Origin of the sequence: Anabaena sp. WFMT (genome assembly GCF_051781005.1) — a bacterium.
Classification (GTDB): Bacteria; Cyanobacteriota; Cyanobacteriia; order Cyanobacteriales; family Nostocaceae; genus Anabaena.
This window is the reverse complement of record NZ_JBPWOA010000016.1, coordinates 156,572-168,908: the sequence shown is the minus strand read 5'-3', so window position 1 is coordinate 168,908 and position 12,337 is coordinate 156,572. Positions and strand designations below refer to the sequence as shown.

13 protein-coding genes, 1 tRNA gene and 1 other annotated feature are annotated in these 12,337 nt (G+C 40.4%); of the genes, 6 read left to right on the top strand and 8 right to left on the bottom strand.

The genetic code is table 11. The features are described 5' to 3' along the window. The first annotated feature begins 71 nt into the window (after positions 1 to 71). The 4 genes from ACSQ6I_RS08365 (at position 72) to ACSQ6I_RS08350 (ending at position 5,150) form a co-directional block, all read left to right on the top strand. Entirely contained in the window at positions 72 to 293 is a 222-nt protein-coding gene (locus tag ACSQ6I_RS08365; RefSeq protein WP_438889886.1) for a hypothetical protein, read from the top strand. 195 nt (positions 294 to 488) lie between these two features. Further along, entirely contained in the window at positions 489 to 935 is a 447-nt protein-coding gene (locus tag ACSQ6I_RS08360) for a hypothetical protein (protein WP_438889885.1), read from the top strand. An 896-nt stretch (positions 936 to 1,831) separates the two neighbouring features. Further along, positions 1,832 to 3,139 (top strand): hypothetical protein, encoded by a 1,308-nt coding sequence (locus ACSQ6I_RS08355; protein ID WP_438889884.1) that lies wholly within the window; start codon positions 1,832 to 1,834, stop codon positions 3,137 to 3,139. Between the two features lie 169 nt (positions 3,140 to 3,308). Next, positions 3,309 to 5,150 (top strand): protein kinase domain-containing protein, encoded by a 1,842-nt coding sequence (locus tag ACSQ6I_RS08350; RefSeq protein ID WP_438889883.1) that lies wholly within the window; start codon positions 3,309 to 3,311, stop codon positions 5,148 to 5,150. A 126-nt stretch (positions 5,151 to 5,276) separates the two neighbouring features. Here the strand turns inward: ACSQ6I_RS08350 and rplL are convergent, their stop codons facing one another. The 8 genes from rplL to rplS all read right to left on the bottom strand — a co-directional run bounded on the left by rplL (position 5,277) and on the right by rplS (position 9,573). Further along, complete coding sequence (rplL, locus tag ACSQ6I_RS08345; RefSeq protein ID WP_438889882.1) at positions 5,277 to 5,666, bottom strand: 50S ribosomal protein L7/L12; 390 nt, start codon at positions 5,664 to 5,666, stop codon at positions 5,277 to 5,279. 82 nt (positions 5,667 to 5,748) lie between these two features. Further along, positions 5,749 to 6,327, bottom strand: a complete 579-nt coding sequence (rplJ, locus tag ACSQ6I_RS08340) for a 50S ribosomal protein L10 (RefSeq protein ID WP_438889881.1) — start codon at positions 6,325 to 6,327, stop codon at positions 5,749 to 5,751. A 116-nt stretch (positions 6,328 to 6,443) separates the two neighbouring features. Then, positions 6,444 to 6,610, bottom strand: a sequence feature (ribosomal protein L10 leader region). Positions 6,611 to 6,670: 60 nt separating this feature from the next. Next, positions 6,671 to 7,387, bottom strand: a complete 717-nt coding sequence (gene rplA, locus ACSQ6I_RS08335) for a 50S ribosomal protein L1 (protein ID WP_438889880.1) — start codon at positions 7,385 to 7,387, stop codon at positions 6,671 to 6,673. A gap of 128 nt (positions 7,388 to 7,515) precedes the next feature. Next, the gene (gene rplK, locus ACSQ6I_RS08330) at positions 7,516 to 7,941 is read right to left on the bottom strand and encodes a 50S ribosomal protein L11 (RefSeq protein WP_438889879.1); all 426 of its coding nucleotides are present in this window, start codon (positions 7,939 to 7,941) and stop codon (positions 7,516 to 7,518) included. A 6-nt stretch (positions 7,942 to 7,947) separates the two neighbouring features. Beyond that, entirely contained in the window at positions 7,948 to 8,577 is a 630-nt protein-coding gene (nusG, locus tag ACSQ6I_RS08325; protein ID WP_323313565.1) for a transcription termination/antitermination protein NusG, read from the bottom strand. Next, on the bottom strand, positions 8,577 to 8,798 hold the full coding sequence (gene secE / locus ACSQ6I_RS08320) for a preprotein translocase subunit SecE (RefSeq protein WP_013190422.1): 222 nt from the start codon (positions 8,796 to 8,798) through the stop codon (positions 8,577 to 8,579). Before secE ends, nusG begins: the two co-directional genes overlap by 1 nt. A 188-nt stretch (positions 8,799 to 8,986) precedes the next feature. Further along, positions 8,987 to 9,059: transfer RNA gene (locus ACSQ6I_RS08315), tRNA-Trp, on the bottom strand. A gap of 151 nt (positions 9,060 to 9,210) precedes the next feature. Further along, positions 9,211 to 9,573, bottom strand: a complete 363-nt coding sequence (rplS, locus tag ACSQ6I_RS08310; protein WP_015214696.1) for a 50S ribosomal protein L19 — start codon at positions 9,571 to 9,573, stop codon at positions 9,211 to 9,213. A gap of 237 nt (positions 9,574 to 9,810) precedes the next feature. Between rplS and ACSQ6I_RS08305 the strand changes: the two genes are divergently transcribed. Both ACSQ6I_RS08305 and ACSQ6I_RS08300 read left to right on the top strand, forming a co-directional pair. Beyond that, complete coding sequence (locus tag ACSQ6I_RS08305) at positions 9,811 to 10,749, top strand: glycosyltransferase family 2 protein (protein ID WP_438889878.1); 939 nt, start codon at positions 9,811 to 9,813, stop codon at positions 10,747 to 10,749. 481 nt (positions 10,750 to 11,230) lie between these two features. Beyond that, positions 11,231 to 12,286 (top strand): glycosyltransferase family 4 protein, encoded by a 1,056-nt coding sequence (locus ACSQ6I_RS08300; RefSeq protein WP_438889877.1) that lies wholly within the window; start codon positions 11,231 to 11,233, stop codon positions 12,284 to 12,286. Positions 12,287 to 12,337: the final 51 nt, after the last annotated feature.

The window sequence follows — 12,337 nt, the reverse complement described above, 5'->3', positions numbered from 1 at the left end:
GATAATTATTTTCCTCAGCCTCTTGGTGATTTAGGCAGAAATTTTTATCAACAATAATAGGCAGTAAGATAATGAACCACGAACAAGTTGTAGTCAAACGAATCGTCTCACCTGATGGCAAGATTATTGGTGAATTAAAAAGTTTTATTAAGAAATCCTCTGATGGTGAAAGTGAGATTAGTCAAAGTGTTTCTGTAAAAATTTCATCTAGTAATAACTCTAGTAGTTACATCAGATATAGTTCTAGCAGTTCTTCACAATCTGCTTCTAGTTCTATATCTTGTTCTGATTAGATAAAAAACCAAATTGGTGTTAAAAATTTTCAACTTAAGTAAGTCAGCGGGAAAATTTATACTCATGTAACAAAATGTAAATTCAATCAATACCTTATCTTATATCTTGCACCACGCTCTTATTGCAAAAATTGAAGACCGAAACCCTTATGATTTCGTAGAGTGGGCATTACCCACCACCTGCTTCTTGAGAAGGTGCAAGATGTCAGTTATCAATACGTCATTTCACGGTTTTTACAAAACTCAACATACATCGGTTTTATCGTGCCGACTTACTTAGCAGTGCGAATTGTCGAGAAATTGCCTACCGTAGTAGAACAACTACCACCCTGTTCTATTCGCAGAGATTGCCGATGGTGGCAGCAAGAAGGCAACTTCTCCGGGGTTCACGTTCCACCGTTAAAAGACTCAAATCAACAACAAGTTGCATTTAGCGACTCCATGAGTACAGTGCGATCGCTCATCCAAGCTTGCCCAGCAAAATGGATTAATTCCTGGCAAGCATATCAATTTCATCAAGAAAAACCCCTACAACTTGCTAAAGCAAAACAAATAGGAGTGACAATTCCAGCAGCTATAACAACTATAATAAGTAACGATCCAGATGAGATCAGAGAATTATTCAAACTCACAAAAAAGTAATTTTTAAACCTGTTTATGGTGGCGCACACACCCAATTTGTAACTGAGGCTCATTAAAAGTAGAGGTATAATATCATCTGTTTTTAAACACAGCGGATTGCAGATCAATGAGGCTTCCGTGAGCGTCAGCGTTCGACTGAGCGCTCACGCCGAAGTCCGATAGCTTGCGTGGCGTAGCCATACGGTACAGAATCTAAATTCAAAGCCAGACACCAAGCCAGTTTTACTCCTGACTCCTGAATTCTGCTGTATTTATTATAAGTAATTATCCTACAGGACATAAAAAGCAATTGATATCGACTATTTTATAAAAATTTTTACTAAATTGAGAATCTACAGAAATATTGCCACTTTGTCCACAATAACTCATACATTAGTGCTACTTTACGATGCAGTAGAGTAAACACTTATTTTCAATGCAGTTTAGTGGAGGTTTGATATCGGTTAGTTAGGATGGAAATAATATCAAATCTCAGCCAGAATAAGTCTACTGATATATTTGATTTTGGTGTTATGTTCCTATGGTGTTATTCTTTTGCCTCAGGGCATAGAAGGCTTAAGATATAGGTATGTCAACAAACCTTTAAACATCCTAAATACCTTTACTGATACTTGATGTTGATAATTGAGCAGTTTTAAAACATCTGTATCTGTTCGATTTGTTGTTTGTGTAATGTGTGCTTTGTATATATAGCGCTGATCAGTCGGAGGCAAGACCTTGAGGGCAGTGTTTACCCGTGCCTACAAGTTCTGCGTATGTATCTCACTGATATGAAAACCGCTATATATTTCCACCTGAATCATTACTTGCTTGTTGCTCATAAAGCCATATTGGGCTTTATGTGTCGATAAATTTTGCCGAATTTCCATTAAGTTCTCAATTAAAAGGAAGATTTCATGCGATCTTTAAATTTAAGCCAGGTAAAATTTACTAATAACGCTGATCAAGTCAGGTCAAATCATGGAATCCTCAATCCCACCAACGCCACTGTCAATACATTTAACGGTGGCGATCAAATCATTGGTACTGAATCTGTTTCTGGTGATTTTGGTTTCGGAGTTCTGGTTGGGATAAAAGCCAAAGACCTGAGTTCTATTATTGCCTCTGCCGAATTTAGTCAGAGGGCTAATGTTGCTACCGAAGGTATTCAAAACAAAGGAAGTATCAATACAGGTAAAGGAGACGATCAAGTCATTGGCACCGCAACAGCCAATATCTCCGTTACCGCAGCAACAGTATCTCAAGCGATCGCTATTGCTAGGTACGCAGATGCTACCGTTATTACCAATGCTTTTGCCTCCATTAAAGTTAATGTTACTGCCGACGGCATTGATAACTCCGATGGTAAAATTAAAACCGGTCAGGGTAATGATGGTATTTATGGCAATGTCATAGGTTCTATCTCCTCAGTTGCTACCGCTTATGCAGACGCATCGGGCATAGTTGAAGCTATCTGCAAAGCCCCTATGTCTGAAGGTCTGACAGCTTTTGCAAGAGCAATGGCTACAAGTTTAGCTAAGGCAAATATCATTGCTAGAGGTATTAATAACACAAAAGGCGAAATTACTACGGGCGAGGGTAATGATACTATCCATGCGACAGCCACTTCTAGGACTGGGACTTTTGCTGATACTTATGCTTCTACTTTAGCTAGTGCTGCTCCTGAAAATCAAGCATTGGCTGAGGCTGTTGCCAATGCTTTTGCTGAGGCAAAGGACAAAGCGATCGCTATTGACAACACTAGAGGTTATGTTAATACCGGGAGTGGAGCCGATAATATCTTTGCCACAGCCAAGGCTTCTAACAAAGCGATCGCTATTGACAATACTAACGGCGAGATTCGTACTGAAAAAGGAAACGATACTATCATTGCCAAGGCAATCGGAACGGAATCTTGTGGAATCTTTGGCGGCATTATTAATATGGGTGATGGAGACGATAGGCTAGAAGCCTCCAGTTTTGGAGGTGGTGTCAACATAAAAATGGGTAAAGGCCAGGACTTTGTTCAAGGTTTTGGTGACGCTACAGTAAATGGTGGTGAAGGGTTCGATATACTCTGTCTTGGTTCTTACAACAAAAGCGACTTTAATATATACATGAAGAATGGTTTTACTGTGTTTGAGTTAGATGGCACTACCATGAAAACTACTGGATTTGAGGATTACATCTTTGCTGACGTACGTTGTAGTTCTGTTCTTCTTTAATACTTAATTAAGTAAACACACTAGGCTTGATACCAGGATTAAAATTGTCTGATCAAAAGAGCCACACTCTATTGATTTCTGCAAAATCGTAAATCACCAGGAAACATCCCATCGCTATTTCGTCAGAGTATCTGATATACATTGGGAAGGATCTCGCGTGTAAGATTTCATGAAACAAACGCTGCTAAACAATCGCTATCAAGTTATCCAACTACTCGGTGCAGGTGGGTTTGGTGAAACCTTTCTCGCAGAAGATACCCATATGCCTTCCCGTCGTCGATGTGTTATTAAGCAACTCAAACCGATTAGCAATGACCCACAAACCTATAATGTAATTCAGCAAAGGTTTGAACGGGAAGCCGCAATCTTGGAAAATCTAGGAGAAGCTAGTGACCAAATTCCTAAACTCTACGCTTACTTTCCTGAAAATGGGCAGTTTTACCTTGTCCAAGAATGGATTCATGGACAAACGCTAACCCAGATGGTGGAAGCGAAAGGATATATATCTGAAACTATTGTTCGGGAAATTTTGTTGAGTTTGCTGTCAGTCTTGGATTATGTCCACAGCAAAGGCATCATTCATAGAGATATCAAACCAGATAATATTATCCTGCGCTCTCAAGATAACAAACCTGTTTTAATTGATTTCGGTGCTGTTAAAGAAACCATCCGTACCGTCATCAATCCTTCGGGAAATCCCGTACAATCAATAGTTATAGGCACACCTGGATATATGCCAAGTGAACAAGCTATCGGCCGTCCAGTTTACGCCACAGATATCTATAGTTTAGGCTTAACGGCGATTTATTTGCTAACTGGCAAACAACCCCAAGAATTAGAAACTCACCCGCAGACGGGGCAAATACTCTGGCAACAATACGCTGCTGGGATGTCTCCAGAATTAGCGATCGCACTTACTCAGGCAATTGAACCACGAACGAGCGATCGCTTCACCACAGCTAATAAGATGCTCTATGCTTTAAAATCAGCCCATAATATTTCTCGCCCATCTCCCGCTACCAGCGCCACAATTAGCCTGAGTCCACCTGCTGCTACTCTTCAACCAACCCAGTCAATATCTTCCCCTGCAAAAACTCCCTTTATTAGAGAAACGAACAATCCCACAAACTGGCAAAAACCTGCTGTGATTTTTGGTAGTGTGCTAGTAGGAAGTTTAATTGGTGCAGTAGCAATTTCTAACATTACCCGTCAGCAGCCATCTACAACTACTGTTGCTATAGAATCACAAACTCCCAATACCTTACCAACAACTTCCCCCGTGGTGGAGCCAACCCCAACTCCGCTGACACCTACTCCCTCCACTGAGCAACGAATCACTTCTCAGTCTCTACCAGAAACCAATCCCTCTACAGCATTTACACCACCACCAGATCAAGAGCCTATTATTGAAAACACTCCAGTACCCCCAATTCCATCAACACCTCAAGTAGAACCAGAAAATCAACAGCAGCAACCGGATATAGTTTCCACAGCGGAAGTATTCTCAGATTCTCAGAAAAAGCCAGATCAGAAAAAAAAGAAGTCACGTGAGCAATTAAGTACTACTAATACCAGGCAAAATGTACCAGCCTTTCCTACAGGCACATCAAGAAGCACCGTAGAAGCAACTCTTGGTAAGAATAAAGATTTAAGAGGCTTGTGGCCTAATACCCGTGCTGTAACTTATGAGGTAGTACCTAACCAAATTGATCTCGGCTACTTATTTGACCGTAATTCTGGAAAACTGCGCCAAACGGAGGCAGCTTTTGCCCAATCCGTAGACCCTCAAGTAATGCAGACTACATTGAATGGAATGCTAGGCGGACAAGCGACGGGAGAAATTCAGCAAGGACTACAACAAATACAACAGCGCCAAAAAGATAATTTTCAGTTTAGTCAAGGTTCTGTTAAAGGTCAAATAGTGCGGCAAAACTGCGATTTTATTTACATTAGTATTTGGGATCAAGACTTACACGATTTTGTCAATCCCTCATCAGCTAAAAAATGTTAAAAATTCAAACTTTCACAAAAAAAGGAGCCTGATTTAGGCTCCTTAAATAAAAAGGTAATTTATAATTACTAACTCATAATTCATAATTAAAAGTTCAATTACGAATTACGAATTACGAATTACAAATTACTTGATTACTACCTTACCGCCAGCTTCTTCAACACGCTTCTTGATATCCTCAGCAGCTTCCTTAGCTACAGCTTCCTTAATTGCCTTAGGAGCAGCTTCTACTAAGTCCTTAGCTTCTTTCAGACCTAAACCTGTGATTTCACGGACAATCTTCAGGACAGCAATCTTCTTATCAGCTGGAACTGATTCCAGAACTGCATCAAATTCGGTTTTTTCTTCTACTACTTCAGCAGCAGCAGCACCAGGTGCAGCCATCATCATCATCCCACCAGCAGCTGGAGCAGCACTCACACCAAAAGCTTCTTCAATTTGCTTAACTAATTCAGAAGCTTCCAGCAAAGTCAAGGATTTCAATTGTTCTAAAATTTGTTCGGTTGCAGCAGACATGGATATGACTCCTAAATAATTTTGAATTTTTTGTTGATGATTGGTAATTTGTAATTGTAAAAAAACTATTACCCATTACCGATTACTCACTAGCACTTTCAGCACTTTCTGTACTTTCTGTACTTTCGGTGCTACCACCTTGTTCTTTATCAGCAATAGCCTGAATAGCGCGAGCCAAAGAACTGGGAACTTCGTTGATACCCACAGCAACTTTGGTAGCCAAAGCGTTGATAGCTCCAGCAATTTGCGCCATGAGTTGTTCCTTAGATGGCAAGTCTCCTAAAGCCTTGACATCAGTTTCTTTCAGCAAGCGACCGTCCATAACGCCACCACGAAGTTCTGTCTTCTTGGTAACTTTTTGGAACTCTTGGTAACTCTTAATTGCCGATGAAAAATCTTCTTTGACTAGCAAAAAGGCAGAAGCGCCGTTGAGCAATTCTGACAAAGGCTGCCATTTTTCTTCGTCTTGAATGGCAATGCCCATAAAGGTGTTTTTTGTCACCTTACAAACAGTACCGCTAGGACGTAACCGCCGTCTTAAGTCAGTGATTTCGGCAACTGTTAAACCCTGATAATCAATTACCAGTGCTAAAGTTGACTCACTCAAAGAAACTTTGAGGTCAGCTACAATCTCTTTTTTGTTTTCTAACGTTCTACCCATACTCGTTTCACCTCCAAGGGCAAAATCTTATTAGTGACTAGTGATTCAGTTACTTATTACTGTTCACTTTTCACTGTCACCTGTAATTTGTAACCTGTCACTTTCTATCCTGACCAGCCGAAAACAACAAACCCCAGCTACATTTGCCGGGGTTTCACAGTAGTACTTTTGATGGCGCAGTTGTTAAACTGTTTTTGTCAAACTTTATGCCATGAAAGTAGTAACCTCGGCAGGATATTAAGCTATTAGCACCTGCTGTCTCCGGCTTTGCTTATTAAATTGTGGTTATTGGTTATTAGTAATTGGCGATAATATTCAGCAATTACCCATTACCATTACCAAATTATGCAGCGTCAGTCAGTTTTAAATCTCGTAGAGCGCTGATATCTATTCTAATGGATGGTCCCATAGTCGCGGACACATACAATGTACGCCAGTAACGACCTTTAGCTCCTGAAGGACGGTTACGGTCAATGGTCTCTTGCAGAGCTTTGAGGTTGACTAACAAATCTTCAGGCGCAAAAGTTGCCTTACCAAACATAACATGGACAATCCCAGTCCGATCAGCACGGAATTCTAATTTACCAGCTTTGAATTCAGCGATCGCACTTGCTACGTCAAATGTTACTGTTCCACCTTTAGGTGATGGCATTAAACCACGAGGCCCAAGCAACTTACCCAGTTTTGCCACCTGTGGCATTACATCTGGTGTAGCAATTAGCTTGTCAAAGTCCATCATCCCTTTTTGAATATCTTCAATCAGTTCTTCTGAACCAGCTATGTCAGCACCAGCGTTGGTTGCTTCTGTAACTTTTTCACCTCTAGCAATAACTGCCACTCGGACAATTTGTCCTGTTCCTTTAGGCAGTGCAACAGTTGTCCGCAACTGTTGATCTGTATACTTCGGGTCAATTCCTAGTCTGATATGAGCTTCTACGGCTTCCGCGAATTTTGCTGTTGCTGTTTCTTTCAACAGAGCTAACGCTTCTACCGGTGTGTAGTCCCTATCTTCAACCTTGTCTTGCAATGCCTGCAAGCGCCGTGATAATTTCTTGCCCATTTTTTTCTCCTGGGGTAATTCCGAAGTTTTTAGCCTCTCCCCCGATACAATTTTGGATTTTAAATTTTGGATTTTGGATTGAGTCTAATTTTTAACCCAGTGTTCAAAACTCAAAATTTATTAAGTTCTTAGTCTGTGATGGTAACACCCATGTTCTTGGCTGTTCCTTCCACAATGTTCATTGCCGCATCAATATCATTGGCATTGAGGTCAGGAAGTTTGGTTTGAGCAATTTCCCGTAATTGCGCTCTGGTGATGCTCCCAACTTTCTTTTTGTTGGGTTCATTAGAGCCTCTTTCTATTTTCGCTGCCTTGCGAATCAATACTGATGCTGGTGGTGTTTTGAGTACAAATGTAAAGCTCCGGTCTTCAAAAACCGAAATTTCTACAGGTATTACCATTCCAGCTTGGTCTGCTGTTTTGGCATTGTACTCTTTACAAAACATCATGATGTTAACGCCATGTTGACCCAATGCTGGGCCTACTGGCGGTGCTGGGTTGGCTTTTCCAGCATTCAGGGCCAGTTTAATGACCGCTACTACTTTCTTCGCCATTTGGATTTAGCTCTGTTTTTCTACCTGATTAAATTCCAATTCTACTGGTGTATCCCTTCCGAAAATCGAGAGTAGAGCTTTTAGCTTACTTCGTTCTGGCGAAACTTCAATCACCTCTCCTTCAAAGTCCTTAAATGGACCAGAAAGCACCATTATCTTATCACCTGTAGCCATATCAATTTTGACTATCGGTTCTTGTTCACTGGTTTGTTTGAAGATGCGTTCAACTTCTAAATGACTCAGGGGTAATGGTTTGACGTGACCGCGACCTTTACCTGTGCCACGTTTTTGTTCTGCTCCCACGAAATTAATCACGTGGGAGGTGTTACGTACCACCTGCCAAGTATCATCATTCATCAACATTCGCACCAACACATAACCAGGGAATACTTTTTCCTCTGCTGGCTGGCGTTTACCATCCTTACGGATTTTCACCGTCGGTGTGTGAGGAATCTCCACTTGGATGATTTTATCAGCTACATCAAAAGTTTGGATGCGCTGTTCTAAGTTTGTCTTCACGCGCTTTTCACAGCCTGAGGCTACTTGCACTGCATACCAGCGTGCTTCCTTATGCGCTGTTTCTAGCGCTTCCTCCGACTGCAAAGTGTTCCGTGGTTCATCTGTTGCAGAAGTCATCAGAATACCTGTTTTGCTGCCCAAGCAAACAATCCATCGACCAAATATATCAAAGATGCGGAGAGTGTCACCATTAACAACACAGCTGCTGATTCGCTCACCAACTGCTTCCGACTAGGCCAAACTACTTTCTCAAGTTCTTCTTTTGTTCCTTGGAAGAAGTTGTTTAAGCTAAACCCATTTCCGGTTTCTGGCATTTCTGCTTCATTTTTTTTGGCCACGGTCGTTATTCCCCCCGTTTCTTACATAGCTACACCTTGCTATTTTTCGACAAGGTTTACAGCTTCAACCCCATTTACATGGAAACAAAAAAGCTGCAAGTAAAAAATAATTATACCCGAAATAATCAACGCTGACTGCTTGTTCAACAGATGCGTTTTTGCTTCGGGCAATATTTTTTGCTTTTGAGCGCGCCCTGGAGGACTTGAACCCCCGACATCAGGTTTTGGAGACCTGCGTTCTACCAACTGAACTAAGAGCGCACAAGCTGTCTTTGTTTCAGTCATTGCGCTGAACTTTTTTAGTTTAACGCAATTTCGACTTTGATTATAACCTATTTTTGTTTGAGATGCAAGTTAGCGGCAGATGCCGCTTGCAGGTTGAGATTTCTCGCCTAAGGTTGGCGAGAATGAATCACAAGGCGCGGTCAAACCGTTGCTTAATTCGGGTTGCCTTACCGACGCGATCGCGCAGATAATATAGTTTAGCGCGTCGTACTCTACCACGGCGTAGGACTTTGATGTTGTCAATTCTGGGAGAATGCAGCAAAAATACTCGCTCAACTCCCACACCTTGAAAAACTCGACGGACGGTGATTGTTTCGTTGATGCCGCCGTTACGTTTCCCAATTACCACTCCTTCATAGGGTTGGACGCGATATTTATCGCCTTCTTTAATTTTGACTCCCACCCGAACTGTATCACCCACATAAATGATGGGGATATCTGATTTTAGGTGTTCCGCTTCAATAGAGCGGATAATCTCTTGAGCGTTCATAATTTATCTATATTTCTGAAAAAAACCCACAATCATCAATCATAAATCCATAACTGCCTGACAGTCCAGATATTTGCGATTGTTGATTTTTTGTATTGAAAACACTTAGTAGCTAAATCTTAGAAAATAGAGGTCAATTTTAGCTTTTTAATTGGGAACACTAAATAAAGTAGCGCTAATTTATCCTGTTGATATCACAATATCTGTTGTATTTCTGAATTCAGTTCAGTATTATTTATGAAATTTACCATTCTCATCAGCACTTACAACCGTTTACATTTGCTGAAAAGAGCGATTTACTCGGCGCTGAACCAGACGATTGATTGTGAAGTAGTTGTTGTGGACGACTGCTCATCTGATGATACAGGTGTTTTTGTTAAAAGCTTGGGAAATAGTATAGTTTACCATCGTAACCCAGTTAATCAGGGTCATGCTGCATCTGTAAATGCTGGTATAGCAAAAGCTAACGGTGAATGGATTAAGTTTTTGGATGATGACGATTACTTAGCACCCAATTGTCTAGAAGAAATGGAAAAAGCTATTGCTATCCATCCTGATGCTGTCATATGTTCTTGTATTGCGGCTCAAGTAGATAGCAAAGAAGTAGAACTCAGTCGCACTCGACCATCTGGTAGCGGTTTAGCTTGCTATATTCCGCAAGCTGATATTCACTACGGTATGCTCCTAGAACTTGTGCCTTTTGGCACACCTGCCCAGGTAGCTTGCCGCCGTGATGCTTTGGTGAAAACACATGGTTGGGACTCGACACTTAATACTAACTGTGATGATATTGATTCATGGATTCATATCGCCCAGTTTGGCGATGCTATTTTCCTAAATCAATGTCTTGCCTATCGTACTATTTGGACTGGTGCTTATAATCAAAAAATTTCTTTATCGCAACGATTAGCTACAAATATTCTGATGAAGAAGAAAATTTACACATTAGTGGATGTACAGCATCGCTCTAAAATACCTGATTTTCAGGATATCCAGAAATACTTAAAATTGCATTGGATTTTGGTAGCAATCAAGCAAAGAAATTTTAAAAGTTTATTACCAATACTAGATTTAAGCATCTTGTCTTTTCAGGCTTGGAAAATTTTGCTATCAGTTAGGTTTATACGTCGCTTCAAATGGCGAAATTCTCCAGTCCGCCGAATACCTTTGATTTAGTTAATAATTTTGGTAATTCAATTATTGATGTACCATTTTGAGTTCAATATACTGTGGATAAAAACATACTACTTTTAATTTGATTGCTGATTATTGGTGCCGTTAATGAAAGTTTTATTTATTTACAGGTGACAATTAAAGCTAACAAAAAATACCCATATAGGAATAGAGACAATATAATCATCTTGTATATGATAGAGCAGAAATAGAAACTACAATAACATAAAACTTATGAGGAATAAGATATAAGGAAGCTTAGAGGATATCTGAGAAGTGTAAAATGTCATGCTCTAGCTTACTTTCTTCAGGGTAGGGAGGCATAAACTTCAGCATCTTATAAATTAACGAACGATTGAGATTCTTCCTTTCGCTTGACAAAAAAGCCTGAAGTAAACTTCTTAGATATCCTCTTAGGAGGAGTTTTAATTTCCTTCTATTTTATTTAAAAAACTGTACAATTAAAACAAGCCTTTTACAGGTTATGCGAATCATACATATATTGAATCATATTCAAGAAATAGGTAATGGTATTGTTAATGTAGCTGTTGATCTTGCGTGTTTGCAGGCAAAAAATGGTGATGAAGTAGCAATAATTTCAGGTGGGGGAGAGTATGAGAAACTATTGCATAAGTTTGGTGTTAGACACTACCAAATAGACCAAAATCGCCAGCCAGTAAATATCATAAAAGCAGCAGTGGCTTATCGGGAAATTGTACAAAAATTTAAGCCGGATATAGTTCATGCCCATATGATGACGGGCTTGGTTTTAGCACATAGTTTAAGATTCAGAAATAAGTATGCTTTAGTCTCTACAGTACATAACGAATTTCAGCGTGCTAGTTTACTGATGGGTTTAGCTCAAAGGGTAATTGCTGTTAGTAAGTCTGTGCAAATTTCGATGGTGCGACGTGGTATCCCAGAAAATAAGTTGCGGGTAGTTCGCAATGGGACTTTAGGTAGTCCTCGTACCCGACAAATATCGGATTATCAACCTTTAAATTTACAACATCCTGCGATCGCAACTGTAGCGGGAATGTATAAACGTAAAGGTATCACTGAATTAATTGCTGCTTTTGAGCAAATTGCCCAGGATTTCCCCACAGCACATCTTTATCTAGTGGGAAATGGTCCCGATAAAGAAATATTTGAAACCCAAGCACAAGCAACTTCTGTCAGCAGTCGTATCCATTTTGAAGGGTTCCAATCAGAACCGCAAGGCTACTTACTCTCTTGTGATATTTTTGTTCTTGCTTCTCACCGTGACCCATGTCCCCTTGTACTTTCAGAAGCCAGGGAAGCCGGGACTGCCATTATTGCAACAGAGGTAGACGGCATCCCCGAAGCCTTAGATCATGGTCAAGCTGGCGTTTTAGTACCAGCTAAAAATAGTCAAGCTTTAGCTGAAGCCTTAGTTAAGCTATTAAGTAACCCAGATATCCTCCAAGGGTGGAAACATCGGTCACAGGAAAATCTAGAGTCGCTCAGTATTGCCCGTGTAAATCAGGAAACATTGGCAGTTTATCAGGAATTACTGTAGGGGCATATTGCAATACACCCCTATAAATTACTAGATAGGGCTTGCTGTTCG

Excerpts from the sequence above, each read along its gene's own strand:
- ACSQ6I_RS08305 (WP_438889878.1), top strand. The coding sequence starts at position 9,811 with ATGAAATTTACCATTCTCATCAGCACTTACAACCGTTTACATTTGCTG.
- ACSQ6I_RS08365 (WP_438889886.1), top strand. The coding sequence starts at position 72 with ATGAACCACGAACAAGTTGTAGTCAAACGAATCGTCTCACCTGATGGC.
- ACSQ6I_RS08355 (WP_438889884.1), top strand. The coding sequence starts at position 1,832 with ATGCGATCTTTAAATTTAAGCCAGGTAAAATTTACTAATAACGCTGAT.
- nusG (WP_323313565.1), bottom strand. The coding sequence starts at position 8,577 with ATGACTTCTGCAACAGATGAACCACGGAACACTTTGCAGTCGGAGGAA.
- rplA (WP_438889880.1), bottom strand. The coding sequence starts at position 7,387 with ATGGGCAAGAAATTATCACGGCGCTTGCAGGCATTGCAAGACAAGGTT.
- ACSQ6I_RS08350 (WP_438889883.1), top strand. The coding sequence starts at position 3,309 with ATGAAACAAACGCTGCTAAACAATCGCTATCAAGTTATCCAACTACTC.
- rplL (WP_438889882.1), bottom strand. The coding sequence starts at position 5,666 with ATGTCTGCTGCAACCGAACAAATTTTAGAACAATTGAAATCCTTGACT.
- ACSQ6I_RS08300 (WP_438889877.1), top strand. The coding sequence starts at position 11,231 with ATGCGAATCATACATATATTGAATCATATTCAAGAAATAGGTAATGGT.
- rplK (WP_438889879.1), bottom strand. The coding sequence starts at position 7,941 with ATGGCGAAGAAAGTAGTAGCGGTCATTAAACTGGCCCTGAATGCTGGA.
- rplS (WP_015214696.1), bottom strand. The coding sequence starts at position 9,573 with ATGAACGCTCAAGAGATTATCCGCTCTATTGAAGCGGAACACCTAAAA.
- rplJ (WP_438889881.1), bottom strand. The coding sequence starts at position 6,327 with ATGGGTAGAACGTTAGAAAACAAAAAAGAGATTGTAGCTGACCTCAAA.